The sequence below is a fragment of the Sphingobium sp. genome (genome assembly GCA_023266575.1).
Classification (GTDB): domain Bacteria; phylum Pseudomonadota; class Alphaproteobacteria; order Sphingomonadales; family Sphingomonadaceae; genus Sphingobium.
Genome location: JAHFPV010000001.1, coordinates 277,989 through 299,762 on the forward strand (window position 1 = coordinate 277,989; position 21,774 = coordinate 299,762).

Below are 21,774 nucleotides of genomic sequence, written 5' to 3' on the forward strand. Positions count from 1 at the left end.
GCATGACCGACCTGTGGCTTGGCGCGCTTCTCATCGTCTCGCTGGTCGCGGTGCTGTGGCCGTTCCTATTCTATCCGCTCATCCTCCGCGCGCTGCCGACGCGCCCGGAACAGCCGGTCACGGTGCCGGTGCCAACTGCCTCGCTGCTGTTCTGTGCGTATAATGAAGCCGATGCGATGCCCGAAAAGCTCGCCAATCTGGCGATGCTCAAGGGGCTGCACCCGACGCTGGAAATCCTCGCCTTCGATGATGGATCGTCTGACCGCACGGGCGATCTGATCGCGGCGCAGGGCGATCTCGTCACGCTGATCCGTGGTCCCGGCCGCAGCGGCAAGGCCCATGGCATGAAGCAGCTCGCCGCCCGCGCGCGCGGGGACATAATGATCTTCACCGATGCCAATGTTCTGCTCGACCCGGACGCGATTGAGCGCCTGCTCGCCCGCTACGCCGACCCCGATATCGGTGGCGTGCTGGGGTCGCTCCATTATGTCGGGCAGGGCGAAAGCGCGACCGCGTCGGTCGGTTCGCTCTACTGGCGAATCGAGGAGCGGCTGAAGGATGAGGAGTCGCGCACCGGCAATGTGCTGGGGGCGGATGGCTCGATCTTCTCGATCCGCCGCAGCCTCTATCCCGATTTCCCCGACAGCGTGCTGGATGACCTGACCGTCTCCATGGCGGTGGTGTTCGCGGGCAAACGACTGGTGAAGGCCAGGGATGTGATTGCGCGCGAAAAACTGGTGACGGCACGAAAGGACGAATATCGCCGCAAGGTCCGCATCGCCGCCCGCGCATGGCACACGCACAGCCATTTGCGCCGGCAATTGCGGCGCATGGCCGTGATCGACCGCTTCAAATATGCCTCCCGCAAGATCGTGCGCTGGTTCGGCGGGTTGTTCATCCTGACTGGCGCCGTCGCGGCGGGTGCGCTGGCGATGCGCGTCTCGCCGATGCTCTACATGGTTGGCGCGCTGGCTGTGGCGCTGGTCATCTGGCGGGGCATCCGTGCCAAAAGCGGACCATTCGCCGCCTTGGTCGATGTGCTAATCGCCTATGCGGCGACTTTGCAAGGGGTGGCCAAGGCGATGACCGGCCGCACCGTCACCATCTGGAATCCCGCCAAGTCGCGCTGACCCTCTCGTCAAAGCCGTGCGATCTTGTATAGCGCCAATGCTGTTCCCCAGTCGGAGACTGACGTGATTACTGTTCAGCGGGTGGCCAAGGCTGCCGGCAAGCATCTGACCCGAAGCGCGCTCAAGCTGCGCAAGGCGCTGGGCGCGCGCGCCAGCCGGGGTTGCCCGGCCTGTGGCGCGACCGTGGTCGGCTTCTTCCGCTATGGCGACAATGGAGAATGGGGCTGCCCGGACTGCGGCGCATCGCCCCGCGAAAGGCTGATGAACTGGCTGATCGCGCAGGGGACGCTGGCCGCGCCGACAGACGGCGCGATCCTGCACATGGCGCCCAATGAAGCCAGCCTCGTCCGTCGCTTCTCCGCAGCTGCCGATTATGTCCCTGCTGATCTCGATCCGTCGCGCTACACTGTGCCGAACATGCACCGCGTCGACCTGATGGAACTGGCCGACGCCGATCGCTACGACCTCTTCTACGCCAGTCACGTCATGGAGCATGTCCCCGACGATATGGCCGTCCTGCGCAACATTTTGCGCGCGCTCAAACCCGGCGGCGAAGCCTGGCTGATCGTGCCGCTATGGGCCAAACCGACCGAGGATGGCAGCTTCGCCATGCCCCCGCGCGAACGGGAGCGGCGCTTCGGCCAGTGGGACCATGTCCGCCAATATGGCCCGGATTTCGCCGACCGCATCCGCGCGGCTGGCTTTGATCTGGAGGAAATCGACGCCGCCGGGATCGACGTTGCGACCCGCCATTTCTATGCGCTGGACGATCGGCTGTTCCGCGCCCGCAAGCCTGTTGGAGCCGCGACGCGGTGAGCATCCTCGCGCGGATGGAGGCGTCCGCCCGCATCCTTGCGCTGGTCAAGCTCGCCAATGTCGGCCTCGTGCTGGTCTGGGGCTTTGCCGTCACCTTCGTGTTCGTGCGTGCGCTGCCGCTGGCGGAATTTCAGTCCTTCCTGCTCCTCGTAGCCTTCGGCAATTTCACCGTTTCGGCGGAATTTGGCCTGACCAGCATCATCTATGCCCGGCTGCGACGGCACTGGCTGGGCGACGGTGAAGCCGACATAGGCGCGTTCCGGCTGGAGGAGATGGGGGTGTTGTTCCTGTTCCTCGGCCTGATCGTCGCGGGCGGCACGCTGATCCTGCTCGTGGCGCTGGCCGCGGGCTGGATCGGCACGGCCATGCCCTTGTTATTCCTCCTCTTCTTCCTGTCCGCCTGTCTCAACCTGCCCGGTCTGCTAGCCAAGCGGGCGCTGGCGGCGGTGGACGGCAATTTCCTGTGGGAGGCGTTTGATTGCGGGCGGCGGGTCGTCACCATCGCCTTGCTGCTGGCGATATTGGCAGGCCTCGATCCGCGCCTGTCCCTCGCACTACAACTGGCGGTCAGCATCCTTGTGATCGGTTGGGCCATCGCCCATGTCCACCATCGCCTTGGCATGAAGCCGCGCCACTGGATCGCCTTCCGCGTCGGCGGCGGCCATGTCCGCGCCCATTATCTGCGCGACATAGGCGCGTCCGCCGCCTTCACCGTCTCCGACATCATCGCCTATAACGCGCCCTATTTCACCATCGCGCTGGTGACCAGCGATGCTCGGCCGATGCTGCTGTTCGATTTTCTGTTCAAGATGTCCAGGTCACTGTCCATGTTGGTCCGCGCCGTGGTGGAAGCCGGGTTGCCCCGCATCACCCGCGCCTATCATGCCGGGGACAGAGTGCGGCTGCGCCAACTGCTTGGCCGGGCGCTGGGCGCAGCGATGGTCTTTGCGCTGGCGCTATCCGTCGTGCTGCTCAGCGTCGGCGAATGGCTGTTTGCAATCCTGTTTGACGGCCGCGCGAGCATCGAACGGGCGGACCTGATCCTGATCGTCGTAGCCTTGCTTGCCCTCGTGCTGCTGTGCGTCTCGGTCTATGTGCAGGCGGCGCTGGGGCGCTTCTCCCACCTGCTGGCCCGTTCGCTCCTCTTCCTAGCCGGATCGCTGCTTAGCGTCCCGCTGGCCCGCCTGCTTTGGCCGGAGCGGTTCGATCTCGCTTTCCTTGGCCTCTACGCGCTGACCCTGCTGCTGGCAGCGGCCCTGCACGCCGTCTCGCTGCGCCGGCTGGTGCGGGCGTGAAAGTCGCGATGCTCGATCCTTCGCTCTTCACCGGGCGCTATGACGACAGCCTGTGCGCGGCGCTGGCGGGGGAGGGGGCGGACGTCACCCTATACGCCCGCCCGATGCGCGCGACCGACGCGATCGTGCCGCAGGGCTATCGCTACGCCCCACATTTCTTCCGCCACAGCGAAGCATTGCGTGACCGGCTTGGCGAAGGGCGCGCTTTCCGCCTGGCCAAGGCGGCAGACTATGGCCTGTCCTGCGCGCTGGGTGACCTGACGCCGCTTGCCGCCGCCGATGTCGTGCATGTCCAGTGGCTACCGCTCGCGCCTGCCGACCGGCTGATGCTGTGCCGCCTGAAGGGGCTCGCCGCGCTGGTCCACACCGTCCATAATGCCGACGCCTATCATGCCGATGCCGGGGTGCAGGGCCGGGGTTACCGCGCGCTGCTCGACCAGTTCGACGCGCTGATCATCCATGGCGACACTACGCGGGCGGCGCTGGTGGGGCAGGGCATCGACCCGGCACGCATTCATGTGACGCCACACCCGCCTATGCAATTGGCGGCGGCCACCCCCGCCGATCTTGCCGCCATCCCCGATCCCGTCCTGCCGCGCATCCTCTTCTTCGGCACGATCCGCCCCTATAAGGGCGTCGACCTGTTGATCGATGCCTGCCTTCAGCTCTGGCAGTCGGGCCACGCTTTTGAACTGGTGCTGGCGGGCAAGCCCTTCATGGATGTCGCGCCTCTGCTGGAGAAGGTCCGCGCCGCCGGGTTTGTCGACCGGCTGCTCACCGACTTGGGTTTCCTGACCGAAGGCCGCCTCGACGCGCATATGGCCAAGGCCGATGTCATCGCCTTCCCCTATCGCCACATCGATTCAAGCGGCGCGTTCCTCTCCGCGCTGCACCATGGCAAGGCGATGGTGACATCCGACGCCGGCATGTTCGGTCAGTTGCCCGATGGCGTCGCGATCCGCTTTCCGGTCGGAAATACATCGGCGCTCGTCCAAGCCCTCTTGCCGCTGGTGCAAAGCGCCGCCATCAGGCAGGAACAGGGAGCGCGGGCGCGCGCCCATGGAGCGAAAATGGGGGACTGGACGGATATGGCGGTGGCGACGATCGGCATCTACAAAGCAGTGCTGGCCGCGCGCGCATGAACCGCTACGTTCGTGAAGCCGCCGACCGTCTGCTCGCGCTGCGCCTCGCCCTGGCGGGGCGGGTGCATCAATATCCCGAAATTCAGGCGTTGAAGCGCTTTCTGGCGGCTTTCCATGTCGACTGCCTGTTCGACGTCGGCGCCAATCGCGGCCAATATGCGACGATGGCGCGCAAGGATGCGGGCTATCGCGGCCTCATCCTCTCGTTCGAGCCGAACCCTGCCGTGTTCGCCGAACTGCAAAAGCGCGCGGCGTCCGATCGTGCCTGGCATGTGTTCAACATGGCGCTGTCGGACTTTGATGGCACCGCCGATTTCAACATCATGGCCGCCGATCAATTCTCGTCACTCAAGACGCCATCGGGCGCGCAGGATGATATTTTCGCGAGCCGTAACAAGGTGACGCAGACGGTCGCGACGCCCTGCCGCCGCCTTGATACGCTGCTGCCTGAACTGGTGGGCCAGTATGGCTTTGCCCGACCATTTCTGAAGATGGACACGCAGGGCCATGACCTGTCGGTCTGCCAAGGGGCGGGCGCGGCGCTGGCCCAGATGACGGGCGTTCAGACCGAATTGGGGGTGCGGCCCATCTATGAAGGTGGCACCGGCTATCGTGCAATGATCGACTGGCTGGAGGCGCGGGCCTTCATCCCCTCTGCCTTCTTCGCCAACAACAAGGGCCATTTTCCGCTGCTTGTCGAAATGGACGGTATTTTCGTCAACCGGGCGCTGGTTCAGGGTTGATCATGGAGGCGCCCGCGTCCTTTGTCAGTGCGCGCCGTCTGTTTCTGGCAGGGGCGATCGGCCTGACATTGTGGCTGACCGCGACCTTCCTGTGGCATGTTACCTACCGGCAGGGGATCAGCCTGGCGGTTATCCTGTTCCTGGATCAGGATTTCCCCGCGCTCATCGTCCCGCTGCTTTTGCTGGCGCTTGCCGCGCCCTTTGCCGAAGGGCGCGGGATCATACTGCCGCGACCGACTGCGCGGATCGTCGTGCCTTTGATCGTGCTGATGGGGCTGGCCGCCTGGGCGGGCCATTATGCCCTGTTTCAGGATTATGCCATTTCCCGCGATGAGGAGGTCGCCCGTTTCGCCGCCGCCTATATGCGCGAAGGGCTTTTTGCGCGCCCGATCCCGGTCGAATGGGAACCCTATCGCCGCGCGATCATGCCCGAATTCTTCTCGCCCTTCGGCGCGGCGGATTATTGGACGGCCGCCTATCTGCCGGTGAACAGTGCGATCCAGGCGCTGTTCTGGCAATTGGGCGATCCCAATATGGCGGGACCGGTGTTGCTCTTCACCGGGCTGTTCGCGCTCTGGCGCGTGGCGCTGCATCTGATGCCCGATCGCCCCGATGCGGTGTGGGTGACGGTGCTGCTGGGCTGTTCGTCCAGCCAGTTGTGGATCACGGCGATGACGCCCTATGCCATGACCGGCCATTTTGCGCTCAACATGGTGTGGCTGGCGCTGGTGCTGCGCGGCGGCGTGATCGGCCATGTCAGCGCGGGCCTCGTCGCGCTGGTCGCGGCGGGGCTGCACCAGTGGCATTTCCCGCCAATCTTCATCGCCCCCTTCATCCTGTGGATGCTGCTTGCCCGCCGCTGGACGGTCGCGGCCTTCCACGCGCTGACCTTGGTGGCGATCGTCATCGTCTGGGCCAAGATCTGGCCCGCCTTCCTGCTCGATATGCTGGGCGCACCCGCCGATGTGCGCCCGTCCGCCGGGGTAGCGGACAAAGTCGGCAGCCTGTTCCAGCGGCTGGGCGATCGCTGGCAACCACTGGTCAATCTCAGCCGGTTCGTCGCCTGGAATAACATATTGATGGTCCCGCTGGCCGCGCTCGGCATCGCTGCGATGCGCTGGAGGCGGGCGATCCTGGGGCAGGAGATCGCGCTGCCGCTGGCGCTTGGCTGTGTCGCGGGGTGTGCGCTGGCGCTGGCACAGGGCTATGGATGGGGCTTTCGCTATGCTCATGGCTATATCGGCCCCTTTTGCCTCTTGGCAGGCCTTGGCTGGGCGCGCTTCCGGCCGCAGGGCGCTCTCAGGCCGTTGCTTGTCGGCCTGTTCATCACCGGCCTTGCCAGCATCTTCCTGGTCTGGCGCACCCACGCATTCGTTGCGCCTTATGCCGCCAGCCACCGGCTGATCGATTCCAGCCAGGCCGATGTCGTGCTGGTCGATCCGCGCGGCGGCCTCTACGTCACGGATCTGGTGCGTGGCCGCAACGGCGTGCCGGGCAAGCCGATGGTGATGAATCTGGGGATGCTGACGCTCGATCAGGTTGACGAACTCTGCGCATCCTATGTCGTCGAACTGTTCGACCGCGCCGAATTCCGGCCGCTGGGCGTGCCGCTGGCGCGCTGGAATCTGGGCCGGATGGACGCCCTGCGCGCGCATATGAAGGAAGAGGGCTGTGACAAGCCGGTCCAGCCGCCGTTGCCCGAAACATTCGAGGATGCGCTCAATGCAGCGGACAACGCCATGTGAAGCGGGCTACTGCCCCTTCACATAGACCCGCTTGCCGCCAATCCATGTTTCCAGCACCTGTGTGGCGCGAATGTCCGCCGCCTGCGCCGTCGAAATATCCCGGTCGATCAGCAGGAAATCCGCCCGCTGCCCCGGCACCAGACTGCCAAAGCGTTTCTCCGCAAACCCGGCATAGGCCGCCTGCCGGGTGAAGCCATCCAGCGCCGCCTCGAAACTTACCCTTTGCTGCGGCAACCAGCCGCCGACCGGCTCGCCCTTGGCGTCCTCGCGGCTCATGGCGACGGCGATGCCTGCAAAGGGGTTGGGGCTTTCCACCGGCACGTCGGACCCAAAGGCCAGCGGCACGCGATTGTCGAGCATCGCCTTCCATGCATAGGCACCCGCCAGCCGCGCCTCGCCCAGGCGCGCGGTCGCCATGCGCCAGTCCGACGCTTCATGCACCGGCTGCATCGATGCGACGATGCCGAACTGGGCAAAGCGGGGCAGGTCGGCCGGGCTGACGATCTGCGCATGTTCGATCCGCCAGCGTCGGTCGCCCTTATAGGTTTCCGCCAATTCCTGAATCGCGTCGAGTATCTCGCTATTCGCCGCGTCGCCGATGGCATGGGTGGCGATCTGGAAATTGTCCATCGCCGCCCGGCTCATGATGTTGCGCAATTGGGTGTCGGGGATCATCGGCAGGCCGCGCTGGCCCGGCGCATCGGCATAGTCGGCCTTGAGCCACGCCCCGCTCGACCCCAGCGCGCCGTCCAGCACCAGCTTGATCCCGCCCAGCCGCAGCCGGTCGTCATACAGCCATGGCGTCGGTTCCGGCCCGGCGATCAGCGTCATATTCTCCAGCCCGGCGGCATAGGCCATGATCCGTACGCGCAGCGCCCCGCGATCGGCCGAGCGGCGGAATGCCTGCCAATCCTCTATGCTGGTCCCCATGTCGGCAATACCGGTGATGCCGGTCGCCAGCAGCGCGCGCTGCGCCTTTTCAAAGGCGATGTCGCGGTCCTTGGGCGCAGGCTCGGGAACGACCTTGGCGATCAGGTCCATCGCCTTGTCCACGAATACGCCAGCCGGCTTGCCCGCTGCCATTTCGATTCGACCCCCGGCAGGCGCTTTGGTCGCGGCCGTCACGCCAGCCGCACGGATCGCGGCGCTGTTGGCCCAGCCAGCATGGCCATCGATCCGCTCCAGCCACACCGGAATATCGCTGACTGCCGCGTCCAGATCAGCCGCCGTCGGGAATCGACCCAGCCCCCATTGTTCCTGATTCCAGCCCGTGCCGATGATCCATTTGCGTCCCGCGCCATCCTGCGCATAGGCCCGGATTTTCGCCTGCGCTTCTGCCAGCGATGTCGTATTGGACAGGTCGAGCGTGATGAGGGACAGGCCCAAGCCCATGACATGGCCATGGGCGTCGATCAGGCCGGGGATCAGCGTCTTGCCGCCTGCATCCATCCTGAACGACAGCCCCTTGGGCCGTTCGGGCCAGGGCTGGCCACGCTTGGGCTTTTTGGGTTTATATTCCGGCTCCTGATAGCGGTCAGGCAGCAATTTTTCGACCTTGCCATCATCGTCGATCAGCAATGCGCGGAAATGCACGATCTTGCCATTGGGATCGACCGCCATGCCGTTCACATTGTCGATCACGCCGGACGCGAAGGCGGGGAGGGTGAAGGTCATGGCGGCGAGGGCAATCACCCACCTCGCCAATCCGCGCTTCCTTCTGTCATCCCGGACTTGATCCGGGATCCAGGACGCCACGCACAGCGCGGGAGACTCTGGATCCTGACTTTCGTCAGGATGACGACACAGCAAGATACTGCTCACGCCCGCGTAATCCTTCGCACCAATGCGCTGGTATCCTGCCGGTTGCCGCCCAGCGCCTGCACATCGGCGTAGAATTGATCGACCATCGCGGTCACCGGCAGGGTTGCGCCATTGGCCCGCGCTTCTTCCAGTGCCAGCCCCAGATCCTTGCGCATCCAGTCGACCGCAAAGCCGAAATCGAAACTGTCCTGCGCCATCGTTTTCCAGCGATTGTCCATCTGCCAGCTTTGCGCCGCGCCGCCCGAAATCGCCTCGAACACCGCGTCCAGGTCCAGTTCCGCAGCTTGTGCAAAGCGCAAAGCTTCGGCCAGTCCCTGCAACACGCCGCCGATGCAGATCTGATTCACCATCTTGGTCGTCTGGCCCGCGCCTGCGCCACCGACATGGACGATTCGCGCGGCATAGGCGTTCATGACGATCTTTGCGGCAGTGACTGCCGGTTCGCTGCCCCCGCACATGATCGACAGCTTGCCATTTTCAGCCCCCGCCTGACCGCCCGATACCGGCGCATCGACGCTATGGATGCCGCGGCTTTCGCCCTCCACGAACAATTGCCGCGCGATCCGCGCCGACACTGTGGTGTGGTCGATGAACAGTCCGCCCGGCTTCATCGTGCGGAATGCGCCTTCGCGGCCCAGCGTCACCTGGCTAAGATCATCGTCGGTGCCGACGCAGCTGATGACGATGTCCGCTTCCTCCGCTGCCTTGGCCGGACTGATCGCGACCATGCCGCCATAGGCCTCCGCCCAGCTTTTCGCCTTGCCGATGGAGCGATTGTAAACGGTGAGGCTATGCCCCGCCTTTGCCAGATGGCCTGCGATCGGGCCGCCCATGACGCCCAGGCCGATAAACGCGATATTAGCCATATGCCCCGTATATTTACTGCGCCAGACCCAGCCATAGGGCCAGTTTTCCGACAGTGCCAGTTTCTTCACGCGCAATTTTCCGCTAGGGGGCGGCTCCATGAACAGCTTAGCCAAGATAGAGAGCGCCTTGCCGCTGCCGATAACCGTCGATGACATTCTTGCCGCGCGGACCCGGATTGCCGGTTCCATCGTCAAGACGCCGACGCTGATTAGTCAGACGCTCTCCAACATGCTGGGCTGCAACGTCTATCTGAAATTCGAAAATCTCCAGTTCACCGCCGCCTATAAGGAGCGCGGTGCGCTCAACCGCCTGCTGCAACTGGATGATGCGGCCAAGGCGAAGGGCGTCATCGCCGCGTCGGCGGGTAACCATGCGCAGGGGCTGGCCTATCATGGCAAGCGGCTGGGCGTGCCCGTCACCATCGTCATGCCCACGACGACGCCCACGGTGAAGATCACCCAGACGCAGGGCCATGGCGCGACCGTGGTGCAATATGGCGAGAAATTCGACGACGCCTATGCCCATGCCCGGTTGCTGGAGGTGGAGCAGGGCTTGACCTTCATCCATCCCTTTGACGAGCCGGACATCATGGCGGGGCAGGGGACGGTTGCGCTCGAAATGCTGGAGGATGCGCCGGAAATCGACACGCTGGTCATCCCGATCGGCGGCGGTGGCCTGTTTTCCGGCATGGCGACAGCGGCGCGGGCGATGAAGCCCGACATCCGTCTGATCGGTGTGCAGGCCGAACTATATCCGTCCATGTATGATTTCATCAAAGGCGAAACCCTTGCCTGCGACGGCGATACGCTGGCGGAGGGCATCGCGGTCAAGCAACCGGGCGAACTGACCCGCCGCTTCGTCGAGCGGCTGGCGGACGACGTGCTGCTGGTTACCGAACGGCGGCTGGAAGAGGCGCTGAGCCTGCTGCTCCAGATCGAAAAGACCGTGGTGGAAGGGGCAGGGGCCGCGGGCCTTGCAGCGCTGCTGACCTATCGCGAACAATTTGTCGGGCGCAATGTCGGGCTGATCCTGACCGGTGGCAATATCGATACGCGGCTGCTGGCCAATGTGCTGCTGCGCGACCTTGCCCGGTCGGGCCGTCTGGCGCGGCTGCGGATCATCCTGCAGGACCGACCCGGCGCGCTGTTTCATGTTGCCAAGATTTTCGATCAGGAAGCGGTCAATATCCTTGAACTGGCGCACCAGCGCATTTTCACCAACCTGCCAGCCAAGGGGCTGAGCCTGGACGTCGAGTGCGAAACCCGTGATCGCGCCCATCTCCAGCGGCTGATCGCGGCACTGGGCGAGGCGGGCTATGAGGTCGCGCCGATTGAGGTCGCCTGATACACGAACAGCAGTTTACTTTTCGTGGTAAACGCTCTTTTCATAGGGACGCGGCAACGGCATAGTCGGGACATGATCCACCCGCGCCGCCGCCACGAAGGGGATATTGGAGCGTGACTGCACCTTTTCGGTTTCCCCGTTTCTTCGTGACCAATCCTTCGCCCTGCCCCTATCTGCCGGGGCGGAGCGAGCGGAAGGTGTTTACCGAGCTGAATGGGGACAATGCCGCTGAACTGAACGATGCGCTGGGCCGGATAGGCTTTCGTCGCAGCCAGAATGTCGCCTATCGCCCCAGTTGCGCCGACTGTTCGGCCTGTGTGTCGGTGCGGGTCGTTACGGATGAATTTCGCCCCAACGCGACCCAGCGCAAGCTGATCCGCCGCAATAGCGACCTGACCGTCACCGCGTGCAAGCCCTGGTCGACCGAGGAGCAATATGCGCTGCTCCAGCGCTATCTGTCCGCGCGTCACCCCGGCGGCGGCATGACCGAGATGGACGAGATGGATTTTGCCGACATGGTCGAACAGACCCCGGTCGACAGCCATATCGTTGAATATCGCGAACCTGGCATTGACGGGCGCGTCGGTAAGCTGGTCGGTGCCTGTCTGACCGACCGGCAGGGCGACGGCCTGTCGATGATCTACAGCTTCTTCGACACTGAGTTGGACAATCGTCCGGGGCTGGGCAATTTCATTATCATGGACCATATCCTGCGCGCTTCGGCGGCGGGGCTGCCCTATGTGTATCTGGGCTATTGGGTCGATGGGTCGCAGCGGATGCAATATAAGGTCCGCTATCGCCCACTTGAAAAATTGAGCCGGGCTGGCTGGGTTCGCTTCGATCCTGATGAACAGGATCAGGCTATTCGTGACGTGGCCCAACGGGATGAACCCCCGCTGCCAGTCGAACTGGCGAGCATGTTTCGCAAATAGCAGCCTGATTACATTGATTTCTGGCGATTTTCATGCGCGCCAAGTAAATCCGACCAAAATGACAGGATGGTGAGGAGGTTATTTAACTTTCTGCGCTAGTCCTGCCATGATGAACGCAATGACGGCGACATGGGCGGGGGCTGGCGATGGATCGCTTTGCTGAACGCCGGTTTGACGACTTCCGGCGGGTGCTGGAAAACGGTCAACGCATTGATCATTCATTACCATATCGAAATGAAATACTCTTTTCGCCGGTCTTTGACCATCTGTCGCCTTCCGTGTCGCGCTGGATTGCTGATGCGCGGGGCCGGATATTGTCGACCGACCAGGATAGCGGTCTAACTGGTCGGACATGGCGCGCCTTGTTGGAGCGCGCAGACCGTCGCACCCTGCTGATGGCGGCGATTGCAGAGGAACAGCCACAGCCCCTGACCTTGCGCCTGCCGGGTGCTGACGGAGAGCGGCGCTGGTGCCTGATTCGTTTGCGGCGGATGACCGGTACGGATGCCCTTGTCCGCTATTATGGCACGGTCGAGGATATTCACGATCGCCATGATCGTGACGCACGCGCGCTGCAAAGGGCGCTGGCCGAAAGCCGCGAACATTATCGCTGGTCGGTCGACCTCAGCCCGATGGTGCCATGGACTGCCGGACCTGACGGCGCGATCGAGGAAGTCGGGCCGCTGTGGCTGAACCTGACCGGCATGACAGCGCAGCAGGCGCTGGGGACGGGCTGGCTTGCAGCACTGCACCCCGATGACCTGACCCGCACTGTCGCTGTGTGGAGCGCGCATCTGGAGTCCGGCGCGCCGATAGATGTCGATTATCGCATCCGGCTGCGCGACGGCGGCTATCGCTGGATGCGCGCCCGCGCAGCGGCGCGCCGCGATGCGCAGGGGCAGATCGTCCGCTGGTATGGGACGCTGGAGGATGTCCACGCACAAAAACTGGCCCAGCAGGCGTTGTCCGACAGCGAGGAACGTTCCCGCTTGGCTGTGCAGGCGGCGCGACTGGGCATTTGGGATTTCGACGCCACGACCGGGGAACGCCGCTGGTCGGCTGAATTTCGCCAGATGCTGGGCCTGAGCGAGGATCAGCCGGCGACCAGCGAACTGGCATTGTCGCTGGTCCATCCCGACGATCGCGAAACCCTGCGTGTCATGCTGGACGCGGTGGCGGCCGGGGCCGTGCCGCCGCATTTCGAGGCGACGCTGCGGGTCCACCGCGCCAATGATGGCGCCCTGCGCTGGATCAGGAGCAGTGGTTGGACCACGCGATCGGAATCGGGACGGGCGCTGCGCGTCATCGTCACTTTTCTGGATGTCACTGAACAGCGTGATGTGGAGGATCGCATCCGCTGGGCCGCCACGCATGACCCCATGACTCGCCTGCCCAACCGCGCCTTGTGGCAGGCGACGCTGGACGAGATGGCGGAACGGCAGGCGCGCACCGGCAACCGCTTTGGCTTGTTGCTGCTCGATATTGACGATCTCAAGCGCACCAATGATTCGCTCGGCCATGATGCGGGGGACGCCCTGCTTTGCGCCTTTGCCCGGTGCCTTGCCGCCCTCGCGCCGCCCGATGCGGTGCTGGGGCGGCTGGGGGGCGACGAATTCGGCCTGATCGCGCCATCATTGACCGACGGCGCGGCGCTGGAGGCGTGGTGCGCCAAACTGATCGAGAGCCTGCGCATACCCCATGTCCACAATGGCCGATCGATCGATTGCGGGGTGAGCATTGGCGGCGCATTGTTCGGCGATCATGGCGACCGGGCGGCGGACCTGCTCAAGGCGGCCGACCTGGCGCTTTACGCGTCGAAAGCGTCCGGGCGTGGCCGTCTGACCCTGTTCCATTCCGACCTGCGGGCGCAGGCGCAGCAGCGCAGTTCGATGATCGGCATGGCAAGGAAGATCATCGCCGATCGGCTGGTCACCCCCTATTATCAGCCCAAGGTCGATATGCGCAGTGGCCGGGTGCTGGGCTATGAAGCGCTGTTGCGCTGGCACCATCCGCGTCTGGGCCTGCAATTGCCGGGCAGCATAGCGGCGGGTTTTGAAAATGCTGAAATCGCCGTCGCGCTGACCGGGCAGATGCTCGACGCGGTGTTGCGCGATGTGCGCAACTGGTTGCAGGCCGGGCATGATCCCGGTCGGGTCGCGATCAATGCCTCCGCCGCGGATTTCGCCCGCGACGATTTCGCCGAACGCGTGCTGGAGCAACTCGCTTTGTTCGCGGTGCCGCCGGAGCATCTGGAAATAGAGGTGACCGAGACTGTTTTTCTGGGCCGGGGTGCGGGGCAGGTCGGGCGCGTATTGCGGCATTTTTCAGATGCGGGAGTGCGCGTCGCGCTGGACGATTTCGGCACCGGCTTTGCCTCGCTCAGTCACCTGAAACAATATCCGGTCGATATCCTCAAAATCGATCGCAGCTTCGTGTCCAACATCGAACAGGATGCAGGTGACGCCGCGATCGTCGATGCCATCGTCAAGCTGGGCGGCAGTTTCGGCATGGATGTCGTCGCCGAAGGGGTGGAAAGCGCGGCCCAGGCCGATCGGCTGCTCGCCCATGGCTGCATCATCGGCCAGGGCTTTCACCTGGGCCGCCCGCAGCCCTTTGCCGTTATCACGCCACCCAGGGCATAATGAAAAGGCCGCGCCCCTTGCAAGGCGCGGCCCTGATTTGTCGCCCTCAAGCGCTTATTTGCAGCGGCATGCCCGGCGCGTTGGTTTGCGATAGCCGACGCGCTGGGTGACGTAGGTCGTCGTCGTTGTCGTGGTGACCGCAGGCTCGATCGTAACGGTGGTCACGATCGGTGCCGGGTAATAATAGCCGCCCGATATATAGCCGCCACCACCATGGGTGGTGACATGCGCTGGTCCCTGCGCCCAGTGGGGCTGGCCTGCATAGGCTGGCGCATCATAATCCACGCCCGCGCCGCGCACTTCGCCCTCGAACCGGCCTTCATAGGTGCCACTGGTGCGCCTGCCATCGGCGGTCGTCCAGGTGCCGGTCCAGCGGCCTTCATAATCATTCTGGGTGGTCACGCTGTCGTCGGCATAGCCATAGCCATAATCATAGCCCGCACCTGGACGACGCGGCGGCGGCGCAGCACCGCGGCGGGGGGCATCCTCCGCCTTGTCGATCACCGCGCCAGCGATCGCGCCAACGCCCGCACCGATCAGCGTGCCTGCGGTGCGATTGCCGCGCCCGGCGATGCGGTTGCCCGCAACGCCGCCGACCACTGCGCCGATGGCCGCGCCGCCAAGGCCGTTGTCGGGCCGCCGATACGCATCACGATCATAATAATAGCCATCGTCGCCATAGCCGCCCTCATACCGGTCCCACGCGACGTTGCTGCGGCTGTCATAGACCCGGCCATAACGGTCGGTCATCACCGCATCGTCATAATAGCGCGACCAGCCATAGCCAGCGGCAGGGGCGGGCAGGCCATAGGCGCCGTAATTGCCGATATAATAAGAAGGGCTGATCCAGTAGCGCGGCAGGACATAGCCATAGACCGGGCGCTGATAGCCGTTCCAGCCACCCGGCGCGCGCCAGCCAGCATACCAGCGACCATTCTGGCGCGGACCCCAGCGATGCCCGCCATTCCAGTTCATCCCCGGTCGGGGTGCATGGGTCATCGGCCGACCGCCGCCTTTCCATCCGCCGCCCGACCAGCCACCAGTCGTGCCGTGGCCCATGGCCGGGCCGCTGCCCGCCAGTGCCGGGCTAACTGCGCCCGCCAGCGCAATGCTCGCGCCCAGAAGGAGAAGGCCGGATGTCCGCATGGTTAACGCTCCCTGTTTTCCCGCGGCGGGAAAGCGCCAGGCGGGTCAAAATGCTAACGCTCTGTTTAGCATGGCGATCCGCGCCTATCCATGAGTCGGAGGGTTAAATCCTGTCCCGAAACGGGGCGGAAATGCGCGACTGTAGCGGGAAAGAGGGTTAACGCATCAGCCGATCCGCGTCGCAATCCGCGCGACCAGAGCCCCCAGCCCCTGCGCATCATCCGAGTCGAAGCGGGCGGCAATCGGACTGTCGAGATCCAGCACGCCGATCACTTGGCCATCGACCATGACCGGCACGACGATTTCCGACGCGCTGGCTGCATCGCAGGCGATGTGCCCCGGAAAGGCATGGACATCAGCCACCAGTTGCGTCTCGCCCGTCGCTGCTGCCGTGCCGCATACCCCGCGCCCCAGCGGAATGCGGATGCAGGCGGGTTTGCCCTGAAACGGCCCCAGCACCAATTCGCCCCCGACCATGCGATAAAAGCCCGCCCAGTTGAGGTCGGGCAAATATTGCCAGATCAGCGCGGCGACATTGGCCATGTTGGCGACCTGATCCGGCTCGTCGCGCGTCAGCGCATCGGCGGCGAAAAGCAGGTCGGCGTAAAGCGTCGCCTTGTCGGCGGTATCGGTGGGAGCAAAGTCGAACATGGGGCGGATATAGGCGCGGTAGCGGGGCAGGGCCAGAGGGTGGCAAGAAAGCGTTAACCAAATAAGTCTATCCCGATCGAAAGCCTGTCATTTCGAGGGTGACGATGTTCGTAGAAACCGCGCGAAACCTGTCCGACCTGCGTGGTAGTGCTCGCGCCATCGATGTGTCGATCGTCATGCCCTGCCTCGATGAGGCGATCAGCCTGCCCCATTGCATCGCCAACGCCCGCCGAGCGCTGGACCTGATCGAGGCGCAGCATGGCCTGTTCGGCGAAATCGTGATTGCGGACAATGGCTCCACTGACGGTAGCCAGCGGTTGGCGACCGATATGGGCGCGCGCGTCGTGGCCGTTGACCGGCGCGGCTATGGCGCAGCGCTGATCGGTGGCTGCGAGGGTGCCTGGGGGCGCTATTTGCTGATGGGCGATGCCGATGGCAGCTATGACTTCACCGATGGGGTGGCGATGATCGGCGCGCTGATGGGCGGCGCTGACCTGTGCATGGGATCGCGTTTCCAGGGCGGGATTGCGCCGGGTGCGATGCCGTGGAAAAACCGCTATATCGGCAATCCGGTGCTGACCGGGATCCTCAATCTCTTCTTCCGATCCGGCATAGACGATGCCCATTGCGGCCTTCGCGCGATCACCAAGGACGGCTTCATGACGCTCGGCCTGTCGGGCAGCGGCATGGAATTTGCCAGTGAAATGGTCATCAAGGCCAGTCTGCGCGACTTCACCATTGCCCAGGTTCCCGCCACCCTGTCGGTCGACCTGCGCGATCGCGCCCCGCACCTGCGCCCCTGGCGCGATGGCTGGCGGCATCTGCGCTATCTGCTGATGCTCAGCCCGACCTGGGTGTTCGGGGTGCCGGCCGCGCTGGCCATGGGGCTTTCGGCGCTGGTCCTGATGGTGGCGATCGGCTTCTGGCTTGGCATTTTTCAGGGTGAGACCCCGTTCGGTGTCAGTTGGTCGATCGCCAGCGGCTTCATCTTCACCACTGGCCATCTCGCTTTGTTGATGGCCGTGGCCAGCCACCTCCATGGCGTCACCAAGGGCTATCGCCGCCTGCGCCCTGCTGTCAGTCGGCTGGGATCGTTGCTCCATCTGGAGGGGATGCTGGCGCTGGGGTTGGCCCAGATCGCAGCGTCGCTTGCTATTTTTGCTGCGACCGCCTGGTACTGGTCGAATCATGGTTTCGTCGCATTGCCCAACCCGCTTCCGCTCGTGCTGGCGGGGATATTGGGCGCGACTGGCGCACAGACCATATTCGGGGGCTTTCTGCTTGCGATCATGGTTGGTCACGATGCGCGATTTGTTGCGACGGATCACGCGCCTGCAGCAACGGTCTCGCTACATAACGCCCGGATGGCGGCATGAATAGCGCGTTCCTCCGGCGCGGTCCGCGCTACATCATCATATCGTTATTCTGTATGGCGCTGAGCAATCTGATCCTGATCGGTATCGACCGTGCAGGACTATCTTATACCATCGGGGTGCTCAGCAGCGCGGCTATCCTCATTCCAGTGGGCTTCCTGTTGCAGGCGCGATTGACCTTCGCGACGTCCTGGTCATGGGATGCCTTTTGCAGATACGCCTTCGCCTTGCTGCTTAATATTCCATTGTCCTGGATTGCGTTGTTCCTGATCCACGACCTGGGCCGCATCGACATGCTCTGGGCGGCCCCCGCAGCCACCATCCTGCTATTTTTCTGGACATATTTGGTTAGCCACTGGGCATTGATTGCCCGTCCATCGACATCGCCTGAAGGGATACTTCCATGATTGCCAGCCATGATCTGCTTGCTGAATTTGTCGCCCGTTACCCTGCACAACCCGCCACCGCGTTTTGGCGCGGGATCGAAATCGAACAGCTGGCACGCATTTTCGATTCCGCCGGCGTTGGGCTGGATCTTGGTTGCGGTGACGGCATCCTGACCGACATATTGTTCAAGCGCATAGGGATGACGCCGAATTTGATCGGTGTTGATATCGATCCGCTCGAAACCGAAGCAGCGGCTTCCTATGCTTTCTATGACCGTATCCATACCTGCGCGGCGCAAGCGATCCCTGAACCGGACGCGAGTATCGACTATGTCATTTCCAACTCGGTTCTGGAACATATCCCTGACCTGGAAGGTGTGATCGCCGAAGTAGGTCGGGTTCTAAAGCCCGGTGGACGCTTTTACTTCACCGTCCCTGCGCCCGGCTTTCACCAAAATCTTCGTGGCAGCATTGTTCCGGGCATTTCGCGCGAACGCTATCTGGATGATCTCGACAAGCGGTTGGCGCATTTTCACTATCTGTCGGCGCTGGATTGGCATGATATGGCTGGCCGCCATGGTCTAGCGGTCGACAATGCGTCAGGATATCTCGACCAGACTGAAACCCGTCGCTGGGAAAATCTGTCGCGGGTGACAGGCGGCCTGCTCCATAGCCTCAGCTTTGGGCGGAGCCGTCCGATTGAAATCCAGCGCGCGCTCAAAATTCGCGATCTTCAAAACCGGATGGCTTTGCCGGCGTCGCTGGCATCGGGCATCGCGAAAATGATTGCGACAGATGGGGAGCCAGATCAGTCGAGCGCGCAGTCCTGCTTGCTGGTTGTGGGTCATCGACCGCGCGATTGATCGCTATAGCTTGCCGCCACAGCTTTTATCGAACTTTCGACCGAAAGCCGCTCTGCATTGGCGGCGAACCATGCGGACACAGAATGGCGCGCGGCGTCGCCTTTGCTATGAATACGGAGGATCGCCGCCGCTAATGCTTCTGGCGTTGCTGGATCGGCGATACAGCCGTTGATCCCGTCCTCTACCAGCTCGACTGCCGCATTGTCCGCACCTACGACGACGATCGCGGGCACGCCGCGCGTGGATGCTTCCACGACGACCAGCCCATAGCCTTCGCGTTCGGACGGCTGGACGATGCACAGCGCCTGACGCATCGCCTGGTCCAGCACGTCGGCGGTGACGAAGCCGGGCAGGGTGATGGTGTCGGCCATACCCAGCGCCGCGATCTGCGCCTCGACAGTCGCACGTTCCGGGCCGTTGCCGAACAGGATCGCGCGCAGGTCCGGCACGCTGCGACGTGCGATGGCCAGCGCATCGACCAGCAGCGACACACGCTTTTCGACGATCATCCGGCCGGCATAGACGACCGTAGGGGGCGTGCGTGCGGGCTGGCGCTGACCCTCCGGCAGGGCTTGAGCCAGGCCAGGCAGATAGGTGATGATCCCGCGCAGCCCCAGATCGCGCAGGCGCGTTTCATGCAGGCGACTGAACACCTGCGCGCGCTGCCGGACCTTTGCGCAAAGATGCTGAATGATCCAGCCGACCCAGCCCAACCGCCCCAGATAGTCGCGCCAATAGTCCCGGCTCCATATTTCGAACCAGTCGCAGACAATGCGATAGCGGCCGAAAGGCTGGGCTGCCCATGCCGCGAGCAAGGCGAAATAGGGGAAGGAGCAGAGATGGATGACGTCATAGCGTCGTCCATGCCGGATGAGATGGGCGAGCACGCCCAGGCCGAAACGCAGCGGCGGCGCGATCCGTCTTTTGCCGTCGTTGTAGAGCGACATCCGCGGGGCGACGGCGATGACGTCTATGCCAGGCAGGTCAGGCTCTGCGTCGGCGTCCCACTGGGTCATCGTCAAATAGGTGACCCGGTGGCCGTCCGCTGCCAGTCGCTCTGCCAGCGCCCGATACCAGCGTTCGGCTCCACCGATCGTCCAGGGGAACAGGCAATCATAGACTATGCAGATATGGCGCGGCTCCTTCATGGCCGTGGCGCTTTCGCTATAGCGCATTGGGCCTGCAACGCGCGGAAATGAGATTGATCGCCCGGCTGCGCGTCGATCATCTGCCGAATCGGCGCCAGCTTGTCCGCGCCGACGAAGGCAATGCTCCGCTTGCGACACAGGGCCACTATCTGCTCCAACGTCAGGCTGCCTGCCAACAGCCGGATGGGGCGGTTGGACAGGTCGGCCCGATTGAACACCAGATCGCTGCCGAAGGCGACGGCACCTTCATCCACCACCACAATATCCTCTGGCATCCGGTCGATTGCTGTGGATAGCTGCGCATAGGGCAGCGTCAGCCGCGCAGCCATCCAGCCGTGCAGCGGCAGCAGCAACAGGAAGGTCGCGGCATTGCTCCAGACCCACAACCGTGGCCCCGGCCAGCGCCCTTGCAGGCTATGCCAACCCTGTGCGCCCAGCAGGCACAGGCTGCCGATGACACCGTGAAGGTAGCGATAGCCCCAGCCATGACCTTGAAAGGCCAGCAGCAAGCCGATCACGCCGATATGCAGCAATATTCCCGCCAGCAGCGGCCGCACCAGTGGCGCGCGCCAGGCAAGGCCAATGCCAGCCGCAGTCAGCGGAAGCGCCAGCAGATGCTGCCAGGCGACGAAGCGCAACAGGTTCATCGCCATCAGCCAAAGGCTGACCGGCCCAAGATCGCGCAGCATGGCGAGGATGCGGTCGACATAGCCCAGCCGGTCGCCGGTTGCGGATATCACCTGCATCGGCCCGCCCGCCCATGTCGCGGCAAGGTGCGGCCAGCTGAGCCAGAACAGGCCGATCGTCAGATAGGCTGCGCCATAGCTCAGCGCTGGACGCCAGCGGCGCTGCGCGACCAAGGCGATCAGGAACGGCAACACGAACAATGGGTGAAAGAGCGGCTGGTGCAGCCCTGTCGCGAGAAAGCCGATAAGGACCGCGCCCGCATGGTTCCACGCCCCGCCGCGCAGGAACAGTAGTAGCCAGACGAGATTGAGCGCCAGATGCGCCGCCATGGCGTGTGCGGTCATGCCCTGAATGACGACCTGTGACGATCCGGCGTAGAGCAGCAACGCAACCCCGCGCGCACCTGCATCGTTGGGCCACAGTCGCACCGCGATCCGCCAGAGTGCCAGAGCGCCGATTGCGGTGAACAGCGGACTGGTAATCCCCTCATCGCCCAATGTCGCCAGCAAGGCGCGCGCCGCCGCGTTGACCGGCAGATATGCCGACACCCACGCCTGCCGGTCGGCGATCGGGAGGATGAAAAACTGGTTGAGCGCATCGGCCATTGGCCGCCAGTCGGGCGCAATCGGCCAGTTGAGTCGCCCGGCGGCAAAGATGGTCGCGTCGAAATGCGCCATCTGTTCGTCGCGGGTCAGGTCATGGCCTGCCAGCAGCCAGTGTTGTCCCGCCCGGCAGACCAGCAGCAGCCCCAGCGCGATCAGCCATGGCTGCTGCGCTAGTGCCGCCGTCCAGGCCGACCGCGAAGCCTGACCGGGCACCAGCCCGAAACGGAGCAAGAGCGCGACGGCGAGTGTTACGACCAGATCCTGCCGCACGAACAGGAAGGCACTGAACTGCCTTTTGTCATGCACCGGATCGATCAGCACACCGACCATGGCGATCGCGAGCAGCAGGCCAAGCCCAACCGGCAGCCACAGCGCTGCTCGCCGCGTCCAGTGCGCTACCGCTGCATCCCCAACCCGGTCATTGCCCCCCAAGGCCAT

Annotated in this window: 18 protein-coding genes; 12 read left to right on the top strand and 6 right to left on the bottom strand. The window is 63.9% G+C overall.

Features of this window, described 5'->3' with window-relative positions; genetic code table 11:
• The first annotated feature begins 2 nt into the window (after positions 1–2).
• The 6 genes from Q0D44_RS01390 to Q0D44_RS01415 all read left to right on the top strand — a co-directional run bounded on the left by Q0D44_RS01390 (position 3) and on the right by Q0D44_RS01415 (position 6,871).
• Entirely contained in the window at positions 3–1,130 is a 1,128-nt protein-coding gene (locus Q0D44_RS01390) for a glycosyltransferase family 2 protein (RefSeq protein ID WP_294131287.1), read from the top strand.
• 63 nt (positions 1,131–1,193) lie between these two features.
• Positions 1,194–1,946 carry a methyltransferase domain-containing protein gene (locus Q0D44_RS01395; RefSeq protein WP_294131289.1) on the top strand — a complete coding sequence of 251 codons (753 nt, stop codon included), beginning with the start codon at positions 1,194–1,196 and terminating at the stop codon, positions 1,944–1,946.
• Positions 1,947–1,960: 14 nt separating this feature from the next.
• Entirely contained in the window at positions 1,961–3,241 is a 1,281-nt protein-coding gene (locus tag Q0D44_RS01400) for a hypothetical protein (RefSeq protein ID WP_294131813.1), read from the top strand.
• Complete coding sequence (locus Q0D44_RS01405; RefSeq protein ID WP_294131292.1) at positions 3,238–4,383, top strand: glycosyltransferase family 4 protein; 1,146 nt, start codon at positions 3,238–3,240, stop codon at positions 4,381–4,383. The genes Q0D44_RS01400 and Q0D44_RS01405 overlap by 4 nt, the downstream gene beginning before the upstream one ends.
• Positions 4,380–5,126: an FkbM family methyltransferase gene (locus Q0D44_RS01410; RefSeq protein ID WP_294131295.1), complete on the top strand. Its 747-nt coding sequence runs from the start codon at positions 4,380–4,382 to the stop codon at positions 5,124–5,126. The genes Q0D44_RS01405 and Q0D44_RS01410 overlap by 4 nt, the downstream gene beginning before the upstream one ends.
• A gap of 2 nt (positions 5,127–5,128) precedes the next feature.
• The gene (locus tag Q0D44_RS01415) at positions 5,129–6,871 is read left to right on the top strand and encodes an MFS transporter (RefSeq protein WP_294131297.1); all 1,743 of its coding nucleotides are present in this window, start codon (positions 5,129–5,131) and stop codon (positions 6,869–6,871) included.
• Positions 6,872–6,877: 6 nt separating this feature from the next.
• On the opposite strand, the gene Q0D44_RS01420 is transcribed toward Q0D44_RS01415, so the two are convergent.
• Positions 6,878–8,545: an amidohydrolase gene (locus Q0D44_RS01420; RefSeq protein WP_294131815.1), complete on the bottom strand. Its 1,668-nt coding sequence runs from the start codon at positions 8,543–8,545 to the stop codon at positions 6,878–6,880.
• Between the two features lie 143 nt (positions 8,546–8,688).
• Positions 8,689–9,558 carry an NAD(P)-dependent oxidoreductase gene (locus Q0D44_RS01425; RefSeq protein ID WP_294131818.1) on the bottom strand — a complete coding sequence of 290 codons (870 nt, stop codon included), beginning with the start codon at positions 9,556–9,558 and terminating at the stop codon, positions 8,689–8,691.
• 97 nt (positions 9,559–9,655) lie between these two features.
• Here Q0D44_RS01425 and Q0D44_RS01430 point away from each other — a divergent pair, with 97 nt between their 5' ends.
• The 3 genes from Q0D44_RS01430 to Q0D44_RS01440 all read left to right on the top strand — a co-directional run bounded on the left by Q0D44_RS01430 (position 9,656) and on the right by Q0D44_RS01440 (position 14,477).
• Complete coding sequence (locus Q0D44_RS01430) at positions 9,656–10,903, top strand: threonine ammonia-lyase (RefSeq protein ID WP_294131300.1); 1,248 nt, start codon at positions 9,656–9,658, stop codon at positions 10,901–10,903.
• 113 nt (positions 10,904–11,016) lie between these two features.
• Positions 11,017–11,835 carry an arginyltransferase gene (locus Q0D44_RS01435; protein WP_294131302.1) on the top strand — a complete coding sequence of 273 codons (819 nt, stop codon included), beginning with the start codon at positions 11,017–11,019 and terminating at the stop codon, positions 11,833–11,835.
• Between the two features lie 146 nt (positions 11,836–11,981).
• Entirely contained in the window at positions 11,982–14,477 is a 2,496-nt protein-coding gene (locus Q0D44_RS01440) for an EAL domain-containing protein (protein ID WP_294131303.1), read from the top strand.
• A 54-nt stretch (positions 14,478–14,531) separates the two neighbouring features.
• Here the strand turns inward: Q0D44_RS01440 and Q0D44_RS01445 are convergent, their stop codons facing one another.
• Both Q0D44_RS01445 and Q0D44_RS01450 read right to left on the bottom strand, forming a co-directional pair.
• The gene (locus Q0D44_RS01445) at positions 14,532–15,623 is read right to left on the bottom strand and encodes an RcnB family protein (RefSeq protein WP_294131305.1); all 1,092 of its coding nucleotides are present in this window, start codon (positions 15,621–15,623) and stop codon (positions 14,532–14,534) included.
• 165 nt (positions 15,624–15,788) lie between these two features.
• Positions 15,789–16,274, bottom strand: a complete 486-nt coding sequence (locus Q0D44_RS01450) for a GAF domain-containing protein (protein ID WP_294131308.1) — start codon at positions 16,272–16,274, stop codon at positions 15,789–15,791.
• A gap of 104 nt (positions 16,275–16,378) precedes the next feature.
• Between Q0D44_RS01450 and Q0D44_RS01455 the strand changes: the two genes are divergently transcribed.
• The 3 genes from Q0D44_RS01455 to Q0D44_RS01465 are packed head-to-tail and all read left to right on the top strand — an operon-like array spanning position 16,379 to position 18,896.
• Entirely contained in the window at positions 16,379–17,650 is a 1,272-nt protein-coding gene (locus tag Q0D44_RS01455; RefSeq protein ID WP_294131311.1) for a glycosyltransferase family 2 protein, read from the top strand.
• Positions 17,647–18,054 carry a GtrA family protein gene (locus Q0D44_RS01460; RefSeq protein WP_294131313.1) on the top strand — a complete coding sequence of 136 codons (408 nt, stop codon included), beginning with the start codon at positions 17,647–17,649 and terminating at the stop codon, positions 18,052–18,054. The genes Q0D44_RS01455 and Q0D44_RS01460 overlap by 4 nt, the downstream gene beginning before the upstream one ends.
• Positions 18,051–18,896: a class I SAM-dependent methyltransferase gene (locus Q0D44_RS01465; RefSeq protein WP_217675042.1), complete on the top strand. Its 846-nt coding sequence runs from the start codon at positions 18,051–18,053 to the stop codon at positions 18,894–18,896. Before Q0D44_RS01460 ends, Q0D44_RS01465 begins: the two co-directional genes overlap by 4 nt.
• Here the strand turns inward: Q0D44_RS01465 and Q0D44_RS01470 are convergent.
• Entirely contained in the window at positions 18,878–20,044 is a 1,167-nt protein-coding gene (locus Q0D44_RS01470; protein WP_294131317.1) for a glycosyltransferase family 4 protein, read from the bottom strand. The two genes, Q0D44_RS01465 and Q0D44_RS01470, sit on opposite strands and share 19 nt — an antisense overlap.
• On the bottom strand, positions 20,041–21,774 hold the full coding sequence (locus tag Q0D44_RS01475) for a hypothetical protein (RefSeq protein WP_294131320.1): 1,734 nt from the start codon (positions 21,772–21,774) through the stop codon (positions 20,041–20,043). Before Q0D44_RS01475 ends, Q0D44_RS01470 begins: the two co-directional genes overlap by 4 nt.

What these genes read in the sequence shown, in the direction of transcription:
- Q0D44_RS01390 (WP_294131287.1), top strand. Translation starts at nt 3, where the DNA reads ATGACCGACCTGTGGCTTGGCGCGCTTCTCATCGTCTCGCTGGTCGCG.
- Q0D44_RS01400 (WP_294131813.1), top strand. Translation starts at nt 1,961, where the DNA reads ATGGAGGCGTCCGCCCGCATCCTTGCGCTGGTCAAGCTCGCCAATGTC.
- Q0D44_RS01410 (WP_294131295.1), top strand. Translation starts at nt 4,380, where the DNA reads ATGAACCGCTACGTTCGTGAAGCCGCCGACCGTCTGCTCGCGCTGCGC.
- Q0D44_RS01415 (WP_294131297.1), top strand. Translation starts at nt 5,129, where the DNA reads ATGGAGGCGCCCGCGTCCTTTGTCAGTGCGCGCCGTCTGTTTCTGGCA.
- Q0D44_RS01420 (WP_294131815.1), bottom strand. Translation starts at nt 8,545, where the DNA reads ATGACCTTCACCCTCCCCGCCTTCGCGTCCGGCGTGATCGACAATGTG.
- Q0D44_RS01425 (WP_294131818.1), bottom strand. Translation starts at nt 9,558, where the DNA reads ATGGCTAATATCGCGTTTATCGGCCTGGGCGTCATGGGCGGCCCGATC.
- Q0D44_RS01430 (WP_294131300.1), top strand. Translation starts at nt 9,656, where the DNA reads ATGAACAGCTTAGCCAAGATAGAGAGCGCCTTGCCGCTGCCGATAACC.
- Q0D44_RS01440 (WP_294131303.1), top strand. Translation starts at nt 11,982, where the DNA reads ATGGATCGCTTTGCTGAACGCCGGTTTGACGACTTCCGGCGGGTGCTG.
- Q0D44_RS01445 (WP_294131305.1), bottom strand. Translation starts at nt 15,623, where the DNA reads ATGCGGACATCCGGCCTTCTCCTTCTGGGCGCGAGCATTGCGCTGGCG.
- Q0D44_RS01450 (WP_294131308.1), bottom strand. Translation starts at nt 16,274, where the DNA reads ATGTTCGACTTTGCTCCCACCGATACCGCCGACAAGGCGACGCTTTAC.
- Q0D44_RS01455 (WP_294131311.1), top strand. Translation starts at nt 16,379, where the DNA reads ATGTTCGTAGAAACCGCGCGAAACCTGTCCGACCTGCGTGGTAGTGCT.
- Q0D44_RS01460 (WP_294131313.1), top strand. Translation starts at nt 17,647, where the DNA reads ATGAATAGCGCGTTCCTCCGGCGCGGTCCGCGCTACATCATCATATCG.
- Q0D44_RS01465 (WP_217675042.1), top strand. Translation starts at nt 18,051, where the DNA reads ATGATTGCCAGCCATGATCTGCTTGCTGAATTTGTCGCCCGTTACCCT.
- Q0D44_RS01470 (WP_294131317.1), bottom strand. Translation starts at nt 20,044, where the DNA reads ATGAAGGAGCCGCGCCATATCTGCATAGTCTATGATTGCCTGTTCCCC.
- Q0D44_RS01475 (WP_294131320.1), bottom strand. Translation starts at nt 21,774, where the DNA reads ATGGCCTTGGGGGGCAATGACCGGGTTGGGGATGCAGCGGTAGCGCAC.